The 16,161-nt window shown below is 68.6% G+C and carries 15 protein-coding genes; all 15 read right to left on the bottom strand.

The genetic code is table 11. The annotated features are described in order from the left end of the window. Window positions 1-16: 16 nt before the first annotated feature. Window positions 17-1,600 (bottom strand): NADH-quinone oxidoreductase subunit NuoN, encoded by a 1,584-nt coding sequence (nuoN, locus tag AWB89_RS12860; RefSeq protein ID WP_085174030.1) that lies wholly within the window; start codon window positions 1,598-1,600, stop codon window positions 17-19. Further along, on the bottom strand, window positions 1,597-3,243 hold the full coding sequence (locus AWB89_RS12855; RefSeq protein WP_085174028.1) for an NADH-quinone oxidoreductase subunit M: 1,647 nt from the start codon (window positions 3,241-3,243) through the stop codon (window positions 1,597-1,599). Before AWB89_RS12855 ends, nuoN begins: the two co-directional genes overlap by 4 nt. Continuing rightward, a complete protein-coding gene (gene nuoL / locus AWB89_RS12850; protein ID WP_085103601.1) occupies window positions 3,237-5,123 on the bottom strand; it encodes an NADH-quinone oxidoreductase subunit L in 1,887 nt (628 codons plus the stop codon). Before nuoL ends, AWB89_RS12855 begins: the two co-directional genes overlap by 7 nt. Window positions 5,124-5,134: 11 nt before the next feature. Next, window positions 5,135-5,434 carry an NADH-quinone oxidoreductase subunit NuoK gene (gene nuoK / locus AWB89_RS12845; RefSeq protein WP_047313174.1) on the bottom strand — a complete coding sequence of 100 codons (300 nt, stop codon included), beginning with the start codon at window positions 5,432-5,434 and terminating at the stop codon, window positions 5,135-5,137. After that, window positions 5,431-6,213: an NADH-quinone oxidoreductase subunit J gene (locus tag AWB89_RS12840; RefSeq protein WP_085174026.1), complete on the bottom strand. Its 783-nt coding sequence runs from the start codon at window positions 6,211-6,213 to the stop codon at window positions 5,431-5,433. Before AWB89_RS12840 ends, nuoK begins: the two co-directional genes overlap by 4 nt. Further along, the gene (gene nuoI / locus AWB89_RS12835) at window positions 6,210-6,755 is read right to left on the bottom strand and encodes an NADH-quinone oxidoreductase subunit NuoI (RefSeq protein ID WP_085174025.1); all 546 of its coding nucleotides are present in this window, start codon (window positions 6,753-6,755) and stop codon (window positions 6,210-6,212) included. Before nuoI ends, AWB89_RS12840 begins: the two co-directional genes overlap by 4 nt. Beyond that, window positions 6,748-8,004, bottom strand: coding sequence for an NADH-quinone oxidoreductase subunit NuoH (gene nuoH, locus AWB89_RS12830; protein ID WP_142282538.1), 1,257 nt, complete (start codon window positions 8,002-8,004; stop codon window positions 6,748-6,750). The genes nuoI and nuoH overlap by 8 nt, the downstream gene beginning before the upstream one ends. 5 nt (window positions 8,005-8,009) lie before the next feature. Then, window positions 8,010-10,421 (bottom strand): NADH-quinone oxidoreductase subunit G, encoded by a 2,412-nt coding sequence (locus tag AWB89_RS12825; RefSeq protein WP_085174021.1) that lies wholly within the window; start codon window positions 10,419-10,421, stop codon window positions 8,010-8,012. Then, entirely contained in the window at window positions 10,418-11,749 is a 1,332-nt protein-coding gene (gene nuoF, locus AWB89_RS12820) for an NADH-quinone oxidoreductase subunit NuoF (RefSeq protein WP_085174019.1), read from the bottom strand. The genes AWB89_RS12825 and nuoF overlap by 4 nt, the downstream gene beginning before the upstream one ends. After that, complete coding sequence (nuoE, locus tag AWB89_RS12815) at window positions 11,749-12,513, bottom strand: NADH-quinone oxidoreductase subunit NuoE (protein ID WP_085103589.1); 765 nt, start codon at window positions 12,511-12,513, stop codon at window positions 11,749-11,751. The genes nuoF and nuoE overlap by 1 nt, the downstream gene beginning before the upstream one ends. Continuing rightward, window positions 12,510-13,814 carry an NADH dehydrogenase (quinone) subunit D gene (gene nuoD, locus AWB89_RS12810; RefSeq protein ID WP_085174017.1) on the bottom strand — a complete coding sequence of 435 codons (1,305 nt, stop codon included), beginning with the start codon at window positions 13,812-13,814 and terminating at the stop codon, window positions 12,510-12,512. The genes nuoE and nuoD overlap by 4 nt, the downstream gene beginning before the upstream one ends. Continuing rightward, a complete protein-coding gene (locus AWB89_RS12805; protein ID WP_085174015.1) occupies window positions 13,814-14,542 on the bottom strand; it encodes an NADH-quinone oxidoreductase subunit C in 729 nt (242 codons plus the stop codon). The genes nuoD and AWB89_RS12805 overlap by 1 nt, the downstream gene beginning before the upstream one ends. Beyond that, window positions 14,539-15,093, bottom strand: coding sequence for a NuoB/complex I 20 kDa subunit family protein (locus AWB89_RS12800; RefSeq protein ID WP_068229049.1), 555 nt, complete (start codon window positions 15,091-15,093; stop codon window positions 14,539-14,541). The genes AWB89_RS12805 and AWB89_RS12800 overlap by 4 nt, the downstream gene beginning before the upstream one ends. Before the next feature lie 7 nt (window positions 15,094-15,100). Further along, window positions 15,101-15,478, bottom strand: coding sequence for an NADH-quinone oxidoreductase subunit A (locus tag AWB89_RS12795; protein ID WP_085103583.1), 378 nt, complete (start codon window positions 15,476-15,478; stop codon window positions 15,101-15,103). Window positions 15,479-15,743: 265 nt separating this feature from the next. Beyond that, entirely contained in the window at window positions 15,744-16,142 is a 399-nt protein-coding gene (locus AWB89_RS12790) for an Rv3143 family two-component system response regulator (protein ID WP_085174013.1), read from the bottom strand. Between the last annotated feature and the right edge of the window lie 19 nt (window positions 16,143-16,161).

The following is a 16,161-nucleotide window of genomic DNA, read 5'->3' as shown; positions in this document are numbered from 1 at the left end:
GGATGCAGCCCTGAGATCAGTGCAGCAGCTGGGCGGCCTGATCGGCCAGGTCGAGCAGCGGCTGCGGGAAGATCCCCAAAAGCACTGTGACCAAGGCGCATACGGCGATCGCCGCCTTGCTCAGGATGCCCGGTGCCACCACGTGCGGGGTGTCGTCGGTTGCCTCGGTGAAGAACATCGAGACGATGACACGCACGTAGAAGTACGCGGCGACGCCGCTGGCGACGACACCGACGATGACCAGCGGCACCGCGCCGCCCTGGGCGGCGGCCCGGAACACCGCGAGCTTGCTGACGAAGCCACTCGTCAGCGGGATGCCGGCGAACGCCAGCAGAAACATCGAAAACATCACGCCCACAATGGGGGAGCGCTGCCCGAGCCCGGCCCAGTTCGCCAGCGTGGCGTCCTCGACACCGTCGGCGTTGCGGATCAGGCTCACGATGGCGAACGCGCCGATGGTGCTGAAGCTGTAGGCGACCAGATAGAACAACGTGGCGGAAAGCCCCGCCGCGTTGTCCGCGATGACGCCGGTGAGGATGAAACCCACATGCGCGACCGACGAGTAGGCCAGCATCCGCTTGACGTCGGTCTGGTTGACGGCCGTGATGGTGCCCACCGCCATCGTCAGGATCGAAATCGTCCACAGCACCGGGCGCCACTGGTCGTGCAGCGGGGGCAGCGCCACGTAGATCACCCGGAGCAGCGCGCCGAACGCCGCCACCTTGGTGGCCGCCGCCATGAACCCGGTGATCGGGGTGGGCGCGCCCTGGTAGACGTCGGGAATCCAGGAGTGGAACGGCACCGCGCCCACCTTGAACAGCAGCCCGACCGACAGCAGCGCGACGCCGATCAACGCCATCGACGTATCGCCATGCGCGGCAAGGGCATCGCGGATTCCGGACAGCAGCAGCGTGCCGGTCGCGCCGTAGAGCAACGCCACGCCGTAGAGGAAGAACGCCGAGGAGAAGGCGCCCAGCAGGAAGTACTTCATCGCCGCTTCCTGCGAGACCAGGCGGCGATGACGGGACAGCCCGCACATCAGGTACAGCGGCAGCGACAGGACTTCCAGCGCGACGAACATCGTCAGCAGGTCGTTGGACGCCGGGAACACCATCATGCCGCCGACCGAGAGCATCAGCAGCGGGAAGAGCTCGGTCTGCGCGGCCCCGGCCCGCTGCGCCTCGCGTTCGGCATCGCTGCCGGGAACCGCGGAGGCCTGCGGCGTAAAGGAATCCAGCCCGGCCGCGACGCCCGCCTTTGACAGGACCTTGCTGTCGGCCCTGGCCTGCGTCCGTTCGGCGATGAAGATCACCGCCAGGACGGCGACCAGTAGGATGGTGCCCTGCAGGAACAGCGTCGGCCGGTCGACGGCCACCGCGCCCAGCACGGTGGCGCGGCCCGACGCCGGGATCGACTCCGCGACCTCCACGTCCGCGAAGAACGCGGCGGCCAGGCCGGCGAGGGCCAGCGTCACCTGGGTGGCGTAGCGAATCCGCCGGGGCGCAAACGCTTCCACGAGGACCCCGGCGATGGCGACGCCGAAGACGATGAGCATGGGGCAGAGCAGGAAGTACTCGACGCTGGGGGTGGGCAGGGTCATCGGTGCGGTCCTTCGGCTGTCCGGGGCACGCCAGTGCCCGGTGGCACGCTCGGTGCGGGGTCATGCTGGCCGATGGTGGTCATCGTGTTCGCGACGGCGGGGTTGATCAAATCGAGCACGGGCTTGGGGTAGACGCCGAGCACGAGCAACAGCGCGATGAGCGGGGCCACGACGAGCAGCTCGCGCGCCTTCAGGTCGCCGATGCGTTCGTTGCCGGCGGCCACCGGCCCGGTCATCACCCGCTGGTAGAGCCACAGCATGTAGATCGCGGACAGCACCAGCGCGGTGACGCCGAACGCCGCCGCCAGCCAGTACCGGTTGAAAGTGCCCAGCAGGACCAGGAATTCGCTGATGAACGGCGCCAGGCCCGGGAGCGACAGGGTTGCCATCGCCGAGACGAGGAACGTCCCCGCCAGGATGGGAGCCACCTTCTGCACGCCGCCGTAGTCGGCGATCGCCCGGCTGCCGTGCCGCGAGATCAGGAAGCCCGCGATCAGGAACACCGCCGCGGTGGACAGGCCGTGGTTGAGCATGTACAGCGTCGACCCGCTCTGTCCCTGCGAGGTCATCACGAAGATGCCCAGGATGATGAACCCGAAGTGGGAAATGGAGGTGTAGGCGATCAGCCGCATGATGTCGGCCTGACCGATCGCCACGACCGCGCCGTAGACCACCCCGATCACGGCCAGCACGATGATCAGCGGACGGAAATACGTTGAGGCGCTGGGGAACAGCTGCAGGCAGTAGCGCAGCATGCCGAAGGTGCCGACCTTGTCCATCACCGCCATCATCAGCACCGCGGTCGCCGGCGTGGCCTCGACGGCGGCGTCGGGCAGCCAGCGGTGGAACGGCCACAGCGGCGCCTTGATCGCGAAGGCGAACATGAAGCCGAGGAACAGCGCCTTGAACACCGCGGGGTCGGCGCCGTAGCGGCCCGACGCGACGCCGGCGACGATGTCGCGGAAGTCGAACGTGCCGGAACCGTGCTGCGCGGTCACCACGTAGAGCCCGATGACGGCCGCCAGCATGATCAGGCCGCCGAACAGGTTGTACAGCAAGAACTTCACCGCGGCGCGCGACCGGCCGGGGCCGCCGCCGAAGCCGCCGATCAGGAAGTACATCGGCACCAGCATGGCCTCGAAGAACACGTAGAACAGCAGGACGTCCAGCGCGACCACCGAGACCAGCACCATCGACTCGATGGCCAGCGTCAGCGCGACGTAGGCGTGCACGTTCCGTGACGATCGCGAGGGCGGCGAAGCCGGGCGAAGCGGGTCGTCACCATTGGCACGGGAATTGTCCTGGGTGCCCTGCCTGCCGTCGTTCCAGCCGGCCACCTGCAGCAGCGGGATCAGCACCGCGGTCAGCAGCACCAGCACGACGGCGATGCCGTCCACGCCGAGGGAGTAACCCGCGCCGAACGCCGGGATCCACTTGTGGCTCTCCACGAATTGGTAGGTGGGCCCGCCGGTTTTGAACCCGACCGTGACGACGACCGCGACCGCCAGCGTCAGGACGCCGAAGACCAGGCCGGTCCACTTGGCGACCTGCCGCAGCCCGGGGGGCAGCAGGATGATCAGCACCGAGCCGGCCAGCGGCAGCAGCCACAGGACGCTCAGCCACGGGACGTGCGAGTTCACCATCCCCGCACCGCCAGGATCAGCGCGACCACCAGCACCGCGCCGGCCAGCATGGACAGGGCGTAGTTGCGCGCGAAGCCGGTTTGGAAGCGCCGCAGGCCGTTTGACGTCCGGCTCACCAGCGCCGCCAGGGCGTTGACCGAGCCGTCGACGCCCGCGTTGTCGATCTCGACCAGCGCTTCGGTCAGTTGTGCACCGGGGCGCATGAACACCTCCTCGTTGAAGGCGTCGCCGTAGAGGTCGGCGCGCGCGGCGGTGGTGAGCACCGAGACGCGGACCGGGGCGACCCTGGGGATGGGCGCGGTGGCGTACATCCGGTAGGCCACCGCGATGCCGATCGCGACGACACCCAGAGCCACGACGGTGGTGACCCAGGCCGGCAGGGCATGCGCGGCCTCTTCGCGGATCCCGACGACGGGTTCGAGCCAGTGCTGCAGGGCGCCTCCCCACCACAGCAGCAGGCCGGAGAACGCCGAGCCGACGGCCAGCAGGATCATCGGCCACGCCATCACTGCGGGCGCCTCGTGCGGATGGCTGCCCGGGGCCCAACGCTTGTCACCGAAGAAGGTCATCAGCATGACGCGGGTCATGTAGAAGGCGGTGACGCCGGCGCCCAGCAGCGCCGCCCCGCCGAGCACGTAGCCGCGGGTGTCCCCGGAGGACAGCGCGGCCTCGATGATCTTGTCCTTGGAGAAGAAGCCGGCGAACGGCGGCACGCCGATGATCGCCAGGTATCCCAGGCCGAACGTGGCGAAGGTGATCGGCAGGGCCTTGCGCAGGCCGCCGTAGCGGCGCATGTCCTGCTCCTCGTGCATGGCGTGGATCACCGCGCCGGAGCCGAGGAACAGGCCGGCCTTGAAGAAGCCGTGCGTGAGCAGGTGCATGATCGCGAAGGCGTAGCCGGCCGGGCCGAGGCCGGCGGCCAGCACCATGTAGCCGATCTGGCTCATCGTCGAGGCCGCCAGCGCGCGCTTGATGTCGTCCTTGGCGCAGCCGATGAACGCCCCGAACAGCAGGGTGACGGCGCCGACGATGACCACGCCGAGTTGCGCGTCGGGCGACAGGTTGTACAGCGGATTGGACCGCACGATCAGGTACACGCCGGCGGTCACCATGGTGGCGGCGTGGATCAGCGCGGACACCGGCGTCGGGCCCTCCATGGCGTCGCCGAGCCAGGCCTGCAGGGGAACCTGCGCGGATTTGGCGCAGGCGCCGAGCAGCAGCAGCAATCCCATCGCGGTCAGCGCGCCCCGGCCGGCGGCGGGCGCGCCCGCGAACACCCCGGCGTAGGACAGCGTGCCGAAGGTGCTGAACATCAAGAACATTCCGAGAGCGAGGCCGGCGTCGCCGACGCGGTTCATCACGAACGCCTTCTTGGCCGCGGTGGCCGCCGTGGGCTTGTGATACCAGAAGCCGATGAGCAGGTAGGAGGCCAGGCCGACGCCCTCCCAGCCGACGTAAAGCACCACGTAGTTGTCGGCGACGACCAGCAGCAGCATCGAGGCCAGGAACAGGTTGAGGTAGCCGAAAAACCTTCGGCGGTCCGGGTCTTCGGCCATGTAGCCGACCGAATAGATGTGGATCAGCGACCCCACCCCGGAGATCAGCAGCACGAAACACACCGACAGCTGGTCGATTTGCAGGCCGAGGTCCACCTGCAGCTGGCCGACGGGGATCCAGCTGAACACCTTCTGGTGGATGACCCGATCGTCGGCGCCGCGGCCGAGCAGCTCGGTCAGCAGGCTGAGCCCCACGCCGAACGCCGCCAGCGCGGTGGCGCAGCCCAGCAGGTGGCCCCACCCGTCGGTGCGCCTGCCCCCGAACAACAAGATCGCGGCACCCGCCAATGGCAGTGCCACCAGCAGCCAGGTGTAGTCAGTCATCGTGGCGTTGTTCAGCCTTTGAGTAGGTTCGCGTCGTCGACCGACGCGGATTTGCGGGCACGGAAAATCGTCATGATGATGGCCAGGCCGACGACGACCTCGCACGCGGCCACCACCATCGTGAAGAAGGCGATCATCTGGCCGTCGAGATGGCCGTGCATCCGCGCGAAAGTGACGAACGCCAGGTTGACGGCGTTGAGCATGAGCTCGACGCACATGAACATCACGATGGCGTTGCGGCGCAACAGCACGCCCGCGGCGCCGATGGTGAAGAGCAGCGCCGAAAGGTACAGGTAATTGGCCGGATTCACGACGCACCGCCCTTCACGGCCTCGGCGGGGGTTTCCTTGCCGTCCGCGCCCCGGATGCGCAGGATCGGGGACACCGACAGTTCCGAGTAGGAGCCGTCGGGCAGCATCGCGGCCACGTCGACCGCGTTGTGCCGTGCGTAGACGCCCGGGTTGGGCAGCGGGGTGGCGCGCCCGCCGGGGCGGAACCGCTCCTCGGACAGTTCGCGCTGGGTCTTGCGGCGTTCGAAGCGCTCGCGGTGCGCCAGCACCATCGCGCCGACGGCCGCGGTGATCAGCAACGCGCTGGTGAGCTCGAACGCCCAGAGGTAGCGCGAAAAGATCAGTGCGGCCAGGCCTTCCACGTTGCCGTTGGCGTTGGCGGCGGTCAGGCCCACGAAACCCGGGTTGCCGGCCGTCGCCACGTTGCCGATGCCGGCGAGCAGCAGGATGCCGAACCCGACGCCCGTCAGCACCGCGGCGACGCGCTGGCCGCGCAGCGTCTCCTTCAGTGACTCCGCGGAGTCCACGCCGATCAGCATCAGCACGAACAAAAACAGCATCATCACCGCGCCGGTATAGACCACGACCTGGACGACGCCCAGAAACAGCGCGTCCTGGATCATGTAGAACACGGCCAGGATGATCATCGTCATCGCCAGGAACATCGCCGAGTAGACGGCGTTGACCGCCAGCACGACGCCCAGCGCGCCGATCAGCGCCACCGCGCCCAGCACCCAGAAGGTGACGGCCTCGCCGGTGGAGGTGCGGACGATGGCGTCGGCGGCGAGCGTCGCGGTCATCGGGTGTCTCCGGCGTTTTCGTGCTCGCGCAGCCCGTGCGGGGTCACGTTGCCCAGGTAGTAGTCCTTGTCGGTGGCGCCGGGCGCCCTCGGGTGCGGCGGCGCGAGCATGTCCTGCAGCAGGGGCGCGAGCAGCCGGTCCTTCTCGTAGATGAGGTCGGCGCGGTTGTCGTCGGCCATTTCGTAGTCGTTGGTCATCGTCAGCGCCCTGGTGGGGCAGGCCTCGATGCACAGGCCGCAGCCGATGCAGCGCAGGTAGTTGATCTGGTAGACGCGGCCGTAGCGTTCACCCGGTGAGTACCGCAACTCCTCGGTGTTGTCGGCGCCCTCGACGTAGATCGCGTCGGCGGGGCAGGCCCACGCGCACAGCTCGCAGCCGATGCACTTTTCCAGCCCGTCGGGGTACCGGTTGAGTTGATGACGGCCGTGATAGCGCGGCGCGACCGGGCCCGGCTTCTCCGGATATTCCTCGGTGACGCGCTTTTTGAACATCGAGCCGAGCGTCACGCCGAACCCGGCTACGGCGTCGAGAAATTTAGGCACGTGCTTCCTCCTTGCTCGCGACCTTGCGCGCCGGCAGCGGCGGCGTCGGGAAGGCCGGCTCGGTCAGTGCGGGGGAGGGGGTGTCGTCGCGTGGCCGGCGCAGCTGCCGCTCCATCGCCCGAATGCTCGGCGCTGTGAACGGTTTTCGCAACATCAGCACCAGCGCGCCGGCCACCACGAGGCTGCTGATCACCAGCACCGGCGTCCAATGCGCGTATCCCTGGTTGCGCGCGGTGCGGATCACCGCCGCGATCAGCACCCACACCAGCGAGGCCGGGATGAGCAGCTTCCAGCCCAGCGCCATGAACTGGTCGTAGCGCAGCCGGGGCAGGCTGGCGCGCAGCCAGAAGTAGATGAACAGGAAGGTCCACATCTTGAGCGTGAACCACAGCACCGGCCACCATCCGGTGTTGGCGCCCGCCCACATGTTCAGCGGCCACGGCGCGTGCCAGCCACCGAAGAACATGGCCGTCGCCAGCGACGACACCGTCATCATGTTGACGTATTCGGCGAGCATGAACATGGCGAACTTCAGCGACGAGTACTCGGTGTGGAATCCCGCCACGAGTTCGCCCTCGGCCTCGGGCAGGTCGAAGGGCGCCCGGTTGGTCTCGCCGACCATGGAGATCAGGTAGATCACGAACGACGGCAGGAGCAGGAAGACGTACCAGACCCGGTCCTGGGCGGCCACGATCTGCGACGTCGACATGGAGCCCGCGTAGAGGAACACCGCGGCGAAGGACAGCCCCATCGCGACCTCATAGGAGATGACCTGGGCCGTGGAGCGCACCCCGCCCAGCAGGGGGTAGGTCGAGCCGGACGCCCAGCCGCCGAGCACGATGCCGTAGACGCCGATCGCCGAGAGCCCCAGGATGAACAGCACCGCGACCGGCAGGTCGGTCAGCTGCAGCGGCGTGCGGTGGCCGAACACCGACACCACCGGGCCGAACGGGATGAACGCGAACGCGGTGAACGCGGGGATGACCGAAAAGACCGGCGCCGCAAAGTAAACGAACTTGTCGATGCCGCCCGGGGTGATGCTCTCCTTGAGCGCCAGCTTGATCCCGTCGGCGAGGCTCTGCAGGGCGCCCCACGGCCCCACCCGGTTGGGGCCGGGCCGCAGCTGCATCCAGCCGAGAATCTTGCGCTCGAGCAGGATCGCGACCAGCACGTTGAGCATGAGGAACACGAAGATGGCCAGCGCCTTGCCCAGCACCAGCCACCAGGTGTCGTGTCCGAAGGCGGCCAATCCGGTCATACGCCCACTCCGATTTTCACTGTGCTGCCGATGGTTACGCCCAATTTCCGGTGCACCGCCGAACCCGGCGAGTTGAGCGGCAGCCACACCACCCGGTCGGGCATGTCGGTGATGTTCAGCGGCAGGCTGATCGACCCGCGCGGCGTGCTGACCGTGACGTTGTCGCCCTCGGCGGCGCCGATCTCGGCGGCGGTGTCGGCCGACAGCCGGACGACGGGCTTGCGGGCGGTGCCGGCCAAATGCGGTTCGCCGTCCTGCATCCGGCCCTCGTCGAGCAGCAACCGCCACCCGGTCAGCACGGCCTCACCCTGCCCCGGCTCGGCCGGCTCCGCAGCGGCGACCTGCGGCGCGGCGGCGTGTTCGCCGTCCCAGGTCCCCAGCGCGGCCAGTTCCTCGCGGGCCGCCTCGACGGTGGTCGTGCCGAGGTAGACGCCCATCTCGTCGGCCAGCGTGTCGAGCACCTTGTGATCGGACTGGCGGGCTTGCTGGGTGCTGCCCTGCAGCGCGGGCGCGAACCCGCGGTAGCGGCCCTCCCAGTTGACGAACGCACCGGACTTCTGCGTCGTCGGCGCGACCGGGAACACGACGTCGGCGCGTTCGGTCACCGGGCTGTGCCGCAGCTCCAGGCTGACGACGAAACCGGCGGCGTCCAGCGCGGCCAGCACCGCGTCGGGATCGGGGAAGTCGTTCGGCTCGATGCCGCCGACCAGCAGCGCCGCCAGGGAGCCGTCGGTGGCCCCGGCCAGGATGGCCTGCGCGTCGCGCCCTGGGGCGGAAGGCAATTCGTCGACGTTCCAGGCCGCCGCGACCTGCGCGCGGGCGGCGTCGTCGGCGACCGGGCGGCCGCCGGGCAGCAGCGTGGGCAGCGCGCCGGCCTCCAGGGCGCCTCGCTCGCCGGCCCGGCGCGGCACCCACGCCAGCCGGGCGCCGGTGGCGTCGGCGAGCCGGGCCGCGGCGGACAGCCCGCCGGGGGCCGTCGCCAGGCGTTCGCCGACCATGATGACGGCGCCCGGCTTGGACAGCAGCTCGCCGAGCTCGCCGCCGGCCAGCCCGTCCAGCGCGGCGGCTTCGGTGCCGGGAACGGTCTTGATCAGCCGGCCCGACAGCTTCGTCAGCGCGCGGGTGGCGAACGGCGCGACCGCGTATACCGGCACCCCGTGCTTGCGGGCGGCCTTGCGCAGCCGCAAAAACACGATCGGCGACTCGTCCTCCGGCTCGAAGCCGACCAACAGCACCACCGGGGCGGTCTCCAGGTCGGCGTAGCTGACCGACACCGGCCGGCCGGCCACCCGGGCCGCCAGGAAGTCGGTCTCCTCGGCCGAGTGCGGCCGGGCGCGGAAGTCGATGTCGTTGGTGTCCAACGTGATTCGCGCGAACTTGCTGTATGCGTAGGCGTCTTCCCAGGTCGCCCGGCCGCCGACCAGCACGCCGGTGCGTCCGCGGGCCGCCTCGAGCCCCTGCACCGCCGCGACGATCGCGTGCGACCACGACGCCGGCTGCAGTTCGCCGTTCGCGTCCCGGATCAGGGGCGTGGTGATCACGTCCTGCTGGGTCGCGTAGGTGAACGCCCACCGGCCCTTGTCGCAGTTCCATTCCTCGTTGACTTCGGGGTCGTCGCCGGCCAGCCGGCGCAGCACCTTGCCGCGGCGGTGGTCGGTGCGCTGCGCGCACCCCGAGGCGCAGTGCTCGCACACGCTCGGGCTGGAGACGAGGTCGAAGGGGCGGGCCCGGAAGCGGTACGCGGTCCCGGTCAGCGCGCCCACCGGGCAGATCTGCACCGTGTTGCCCGAAAAGTACGAATCGAACGGCTCATTGGCGTAGATGCCCACCTGTTGCAGGGCGCCGCGCTCCTGCATGTCGATGAACGGGTCGCCGGCGATCTGCTCGGAGAACCGCGTGCAGCGCGCGCACAGGATGCAGCGCTCGCGATCCAGCAGCACCTGCGCGGAGATGTTGATCGGCTTGGCGAAGGTGCGCTTGACGTCGGTGAAGCGGGAGTCGGTGCGGCCGTTGGACATTGCCTGGTTCTGCAGCGGGCATTCGCCGCCCTTGTCGCACATCGGGCAGTCCAGCGGGTGGTTGATCAGCAGCAGCTCCATGACGCCGTGCTGGGCCTTGTCGGCGGCCTCGGAGGTGAGCTGAGTGCGCACCACCATGTCGTCGGTGGCGACCGTCGTGCACGACGCCATCGGCTTGCGCTGCCCCTCGACCTCGACCAGGCACTGGCGGCACGCGCCCACCGGGTCCAGCAGCGGGTGGTCGCAGAACCGCGGGATCTGGATGCCCATCAGCTCGGCCGCGCGGATCACCAGAGTCCCCTTGGGAACGGTGATCTCGGCGCCGTCGATGGTCAACGTCACCATCTCCGGTTTGGCCACCTGGTTTTCGGTGTCGGCCGCCTGCGTCACGCGTTACCTCCGTTGAGCATGGAATCCCGGGGGTCGAAGGGGCAGCCGCCCCCCTCGACGTGGGCGACGTATTCGTCGCGGAAGTACTTGATCGACGACATCACCGGGCTGGCGGCGCCATCGCCCAAGGCGCAGAACGACTTTCCGAGGATGGTGTCGGAGATGTCCATCAACTTGTCGATGTCCTCGCTGGTGCCCCCACCGGTTTCCAGCCGCTCGTAGATCTTGTCCAGCCAGAAGGTGCCCTCGCGGCACGGCGTGCACTTGCCGCACGACTCGTGCTTGTAGAACTCGGTCCAGCGGCGCACCGCGCGCACGACACAGGTTGTCTCGTCGAAGATCTCCAGTGCCTTGGTGCCCAGCATCGAGCCGGCGCCGCCCACGCCCTCGTAGTCCAGCGGCACGTCGAGGTGCTCGTCGGTGAGCAGCGGGGTCGACGACCCGCCGGGCGTCCAGAACTTGAGCCGGTGCCCGGCCCGTACGCCGCCGGCGTAGGCGAGCAATTCGCGCAGCGTGATGCCGAGCGGCGCCTCGTACTGGCCCGGCCGGGTGACGTGGCCGGACAGCGAATAGAGCGTGAAGCCAGGCGATTTCTCGCTGCCCATCGAGCGGAACCATTCGGCGCCGTTGAGGATGATCGGCGGGACGCTGGCGATCGTCTCGACGTTGTTGATCACGGTCGGGCAGCCGTAGAGGCCGGCCACCGCGGGGAACGGCGGCCGCAGCCGCGGCTGCCCGCGCCGGCCCTCCAGCGAGTCGAGCAGCGCGGTCTCCTCGCCGCAGATGTAGGCGCCCGCGCCGGCGTGCACCACCAGCTCCAGGTCGAAGCCGGAACCGTTGATGTCGCGGCCCAGGTACCCGGCGGCGTAGGCCTCGGCCACCGCGTTCTGCAACCGGCGCAGCACGGGCAGCACCTCACCGCGCACGTAGATGAACGCGTGGCTGGCCCGGATCGCGTACGCGGCGATGATGACGCCCTCGACGAGCACGTGCGGGGTCGCCAGCATCAGCGGAATGTCTTTGCACGTACCGGGTTCCGACTCGTCGGCGTTGACCACCAGGTAGTGCGGCTTGGCGGCCGCGCCGGTGTCGCCCTGCGGGATGAACGACCACTTCGTGCCCGTCGAGAAACCGGCGCCGCCGCGGCCGCGCAGGCCGGAGTCCTTGACGACGCCCATCACCTCGTCGGGGGTCATGCCCAGCGCCTTCTGCATGGCCTGGTAGCCGTCGTTGCGACGGTAGGTCTCCAGCGTCCACGACTCGGGATCGTCCCAGAAGCGGCTGATCACCGGCGTCAACGGCGTCGCCTGCACGGTGGGAGTGGCCATCACTGATCCTTCCCGGACGAGGGGGCTTCCGGCGCCTCCATGCCGAGTTCCCTCGCCACCTGCAGCCCGGCCAGGGTCGCCGCGCCCGCGCCGCCCTGACCCTGGTCCGGACGCTCGTCGGGCAGGCCGGCTAGGATGCGCGACGTCTCGCGGAAGGCGCACAGCGGGGCCCCGCGGGTCGGCGCCTTGGGCTCGCCGGAGCGCAGCGAGTCGACCAGTTCGCGCGCCGACTCTGGGGTTTGGTTGTCGAAGAACTCCCAGTTGACCATCACGACCGGTGCGAAGTCGCACGCGGCGTTGCACTCGATGTGTTGCAGGGTGATGGATCCGTCCTCGGTGGTTTCGTCGTTGCCGATGCCTAGGTGTTCCTTGAGGTCATCGAAGATGGCGTCGCCGCCCATCACCGCGCACAGCGTGTTGGTGCAGACACCGACCAGGTAGTCGCCGGTGGGTCCGCGGCGGTACATCGTGTAAAAGCTTGCCACCGCGGACACTTCGGCGCCGGTCAGCCCAAGCTGCTCGCCGCAGAACTCCAGGCCCGCCGGGGTCAAATACGAGTCCTCGGATTGGACCAGGTGCAGCAGCGGCAGCAGGGCGGAGCGCTTGTTGGGGTAGCGGCCCATGATCTCTTTGGCGTCGACCTCCAGCCGGGCCCGCACCTCCGGCGAATACGACTGCGGCGCACCCTCGGTCACGAACGCGTTGGGCTCCTCGGGCGGCGGCCCGAGCCGGATGAACACCGGCTGGCCCTGTGGTCCCGTCATCGGTCCACCCCGCCCATCACCGGGTCGATGCTGGCGACGGCGGCGATCAGGTCGGCGACCATCCCGCCCTCGCACATCGCGGCGACCGACTGCAGGTTGGTGAAGGACGGGTCGCGGTAGTGCACGCGGTAGGGCCGGGTGCCGCCGTCGCTGACCATGTGCACGCCGAGCTCGCCGCGGGGCGATTCCACCGCGGTGTAAACCTGGCCGGCGGGAACGCGAATGCCCTCGGTGACCAGCTTGAAGTGGTGGATCAGCGCCTCCATCGAGCTGCCCATGATCTTCGCGATGTGCTCGGGCGAGTTCCCCATGCCGTCCGGCCCGACCTTCAGGTCGGCCGGCCAGGCGATCTTGCGATCGGAGATCATCGTCGGGCCCGGCCGCAACTTGTCCAGACACTGCTCCACGATCTTGATCGACTCCCACATTTCCTTGACGCGAATGATGTAGCGCCCGTACGCATCACAACCGTCGTCGGTGATCACGTCGAACTCGTAGTTCTCGTAGCCGCAGTAGGGCTCGCTCTTGCGCAGGTCGTGCGGCAGCCCGGTGGCACGCAGGATCGGACCGGTGATGCCCAGCGCCATGCAGCCGGTCAGGTCGAGGTATCCCACGCCCTCGGTGCGCGCCTTCCAGATGGCGTTTTCGTTGAGCAGGTCGCCCATTTCGCGCAGCGGTTGCTTCAGCTGCTCGAGGGCCTCGGCGATCTCGGTCTCGGCATTGGGCGGCAGGTCCTGCGCGAGGCCGCCGGGCCGGATGTAGGCGCTGTTCATCCGCAGGCCGGTGATGGATTCGAACAGGTTCAGGACGATCTCGCGCCCGCGGAAGCCGACGAACATCGGGGTCATCGCGCCCAGTTCCATGCCACCGGTGGCCAGCGCGACCAGATGCGAGGAGATCCGGTTGAGCTCCATCATCATCACCCGGATGACGTTGACGCGCTCCGGAATCTCGTTGGTGATGCCCAGCAGCTTCTCCACGCCCAGGCAGTACGCCGTCTCGTTGAAAAACGGTGACAGGTAGTCCATTCGGGTCACGAAGGTGACGCCCTGGGTCCAGTACCGGTATTCGAGGTTTTTCTCGATCCCGGTGTGCAGGTAGCCGATTCCGCAGCGGGCCTGGGTGACGGTCTCGCCCTCGATCTCGAGGATCAGCCGCAACACCCCGTGGGTGGACGGGTGCTGCGGCCCCATGTTGACGACGATGCGTTCACCCGGGTCCGCGTTGCGGGCGGCCTCCACGACCTGGTCCCAGTCCTGACCGCCCGCGACCAGGACAGTGTCAATGTCGGTGTCGCTCATCAGTTGTAGCCCCTGCGTTCGTCGGGTGGGGGTATCTTCGCGCCCTTGTATTCGACCGGGATGCCACCCAGCGGGTAGTCCTTGCGCTGCGGATGCCCGTGCCAGTCGTCGGGCATCTCGATGCGGGTGAGCGACGGGTGGCCGTCGAAGATGATCCCGAAGAAGTCGTAGGTTTCCCGCTCGTGCCAGTCGTTGGTGGGGTAGACCCCGTACAGCGAGGGGATGTGCGGATCGCTGTCCGGCGCAGCCACTTCCAGCCGCAGCCGGCGGTTGTGCGTGATCGACTGCAGCGGGTAGACGGCGTGCAGTTCCCGGCCGGTCTCGTGCGGGTAGTGCACGCCGCTGACGCCCAGGCACATCTCGAAGCGCAGGTCCGGTTCGTCGCGCAGCCGCTGGGCGACCTGCGGCAGCAGCTCGCGGCGGACGTGCAGCGTCAGCTCGTCGCGGTAGACCACGACTTTCTCTATCGCGTCCTCGAATTCGACACCGTCGCGGCCCAGCGCCTCGGCCAGCCGGTCGGCGATGTCGTCGAAGTAGCCGCCGTAGGGCCGGGGGCTGCTGCCGGGCAGCGTGACCTCGCGCACCAGCCGCCCGTATCCGGAGGTGTCGCCGGTGCCCCTGACCCCGAACATGCCGCGGCGAACGTCGATCACCTCTTCGTCGGCGGTGGGGACCGATCCGCCGACCTCGCTGGCCGCCACCTTCGGGTCGTGGTCCGGCGAACTCATCGCAGCAGCCCGCGCATCTCGATGGTGGGCCGGGCGGCCAGCGCCGCCTGCTCCGCCTCGGCGATGGCCTCCTCGCGGTTGACGCCCAGCGGCATCTGCTGAATCTTCTCGTGCAGCTTGAGGATTGCGTGCAGCAGCATCTCCGGGCGCGGCGGGCAGCCGGGAAGGTAGATGTCGACCGGGACCACGTGGTCCACGCCCTGCACGATCGAGTAGTTGTTGAACATCCCGCCCGACGACGCGCACACGCCCATGGCCAGCACCCATTTGGGCTCGCCCATCTGGTCGTAGATCTGGCGCAGCACCGGCGCCATCTTCTGGCTCACCCGCCCGGCCACGATCATCAGGTCGGCTTGGCGCGGCGTGGCCGAGAATCGCTCCATGCCGAACCGCGCGATGTCGAACCTCGGCCCGGCGGTCGCCATCATCTCGATCGCGCAGCAGGCCAGCCCGAAGGTCGCCGGCCACAACGAGTTCTTGCGGACGTAGCCCGCCACCTTCTCAACCGTCGACAGCAGGATGCCACCGGGCAGCTGTTCTTCCAGGCCCACGTCTACCTCAATCCCACGTCAGGCCGCCGCGGCGCCACACATAGGCGTAGGCCACGAAGACCGTGAGCATGAACACCACCATCTCGACCAGCGCGAACGTCCCCAGCGCGTCGTAGCTGACCGCCCAGGGATACAAGAACACGATTTCGATGTCGAAGACGATGAACAGCATCGCGGTGAGGTAGTACTTCACCGGGAACCGCTGCCCGGCCGTCGCATGCGGGCCGCTCACGGGGGTTTCGGTGGGCTCGATGCCGCACTCGTAGGCCGCCAGCTTCGACTTGTTGTAACGGGTCGGGCCCGCCAAACTCGCGATCGCAACCGAGCCCACGGCAAAGGCAGTGGCGATCGCGCCTAGCACCAGGATGGGTATGTAGACGTTCAACTCGCTCCATGATCCGTCGTAATGTGGCCGCCTTCCCAAGCTGAGCGGGCGGCCAGGCGGTAACCGGGCTGCTGTGACGAACCGGGTCTGTAGCCCGTCACAGTGACCTTCAACATAGCGTCGTTGCGGCTGGCACACGTGCCCGGGGTGGTGCTATTTGCCCGGTTTTAACGTGCCCGCATCCGGGCGCGTCGCGGCGCGGATGCTGAGCGACCGCCCACACGGCCTGTGTTTCCGTGTCGGCGCAGGTGAAAGCGCTAAACGCTTAGCGAGCGGGAGCGCGGAGCAGCCCCAGGACCGTGCGGCCCAGGACGATGGGGTCGAGCGGGTGCGGCACCGCGCCCTCGGCGCGCGACCAGCTGGCCAGCCACGCGTCGTCGCGGCGGCCGGTGAGCACCACGATGGGTGGGCAGGTCGGCAGTTCGTCCTTGAGCTGTTTGGCGATGCCCATGCCGCCGGTCGGGGTGGCTTCCCCATCGAGGATGGCCAAGTCGATGCCGCCCTCGTCCATCGTGCGTACCACCATGGGGCCCGTCGCCACCTCGACGTAGCTGAGCTCGGGGAGGTCCGGGTGCAGCTGCTTGCCCAGCGCCCGCATCACTTCCTCGCGGGTTTCGGCGTTGTCGCTGTAGACGAGGATCCGCAGGGCGTTGGAGTCGGCCACGCTCAGATGGTAGCGGTGG

Origin of the sequence: Mycobacterium paraense, assembly GCF_002101815.1 — a bacterium.
Classification (GTDB): Bacteria; Actinomycetota; Actinomycetes; order Mycobacteriales; family Mycobacteriaceae; genus Mycobacterium; species Mycobacterium paraense.
The sequence above is the reverse complement of the archived record's forward strand: the minus strand, read 5'-3'. Positions and strand labels throughout refer to the sequence as shown.

What these genes read in the sequence shown, in the direction of transcription:
- AWB89_RS12805 (WP_085174015.1), bottom strand. Translation starts at nt 14,542, where the DNA reads ATGAGTTCGCCGGACCACGACCCGAAGGTGGCGGCCAGCGAGGTCGGC.
- nuoL (WP_085103601.1), bottom strand. Translation starts at nt 5,123, where the DNA reads ATGACTGACTACACCTGGCTGCTGGTGGCACTGCCATTGGCGGGTGCC.
- AWB89_RS12840 (WP_085174026.1), bottom strand. Translation starts at nt 6,213, where the DNA reads ATGACCGCGACGCTCGCCGCCGACGCCATCGTCCGCACCTCCACCGGC.
- nuoF (WP_085174019.1), bottom strand. Translation starts at nt 11,749, where the DNA reads ATGGCCACTCCCACCGTGCAGGCGACGCCGTTGACGCCGGTGATCAGC.
- nuoE (WP_085103589.1), bottom strand. Translation starts at nt 12,513, where the DNA reads ATGACGGGACCACAGGGCCAGCCGGTGTTCATCCGGCTCGGGCCGCCG.
- nuoD (WP_085174017.1), bottom strand. Translation starts at nt 13,814, where the DNA reads ATGAGCGACACCGACATTGACACTGTCCTGGTCGCGGGCGGTCAGGAC.
- nuoN (WP_085174030.1), bottom strand. Translation starts at nt 1,600, where the DNA reads ATGACCCTGCCCACCCCCAGCGTCGAGTACTTCCTGCTCTGCCCCATG.
- AWB89_RS12855 (WP_085174028.1), bottom strand. Translation starts at nt 3,243, where the DNA reads ATGGTGAACTCGCACGTCCCGTGGCTGAGCGTCCTGTGGCTGCTGCCG.